Genomic DNA, 453 nt, shown 5'->3' with positions numbered 1-453 from the left:
TTATGATTATGAACAAACTCACGGAGTTGATTTATACAAAGCTGCCATCCAAAACTATAATAAAGAAATCGCCAAAATGATGGAGCTTGATGGCAAGATTCGTCGAATGGACTCCTTGATGATTAATTCAAACATGCGTATGCTTGCACGAAGTGAATTGATCTACTCCTGCATATCCCGATTAGTCACATATATTCATAGTGTAAAGCCGGAAATGCTTCCAGAGACACTTTTGCATTACGCACAGCCGAATGATTTCAACAAAGTATTTTATCATGAAAGAAGTTCTACACTGGAAGAGCGTATGGAACAGTTTTTAAAAGATGCAGAAACCCTTTATGATATCACCAAAACAGGATTCGAAGATGTCTCTGAGTATGAACTTTTTATTCGCTGTTTTTCAGAGCAGTCCATTGTCGAACAGGGAAAACGTCGCTGGATTACTAAGGAAGA

At 38.0% G+C, this 453-nt stretch carries 1 pseudogene; it reads left to right on the top strand.

What is annotated here, in order from left to right:
* A pseudogene (locus ACTNB3_RS17925) lies at window positions 1–453 on the top strand (hypothetical protein); the annotation flags it as partial.

It is taken from the genome of Bariatricus sp. HCP28S3_D3 (assembly GCF_052065755.1).
GTDB lineage: Bacteria > Bacillota > Clostridia > Lachnospirales > Lachnospiraceae > Allocoprococcus.
Note: the sequence above shows the minus strand (reverse complement) of the source record. Positions and strands in the feature narration are given on the sequence as shown.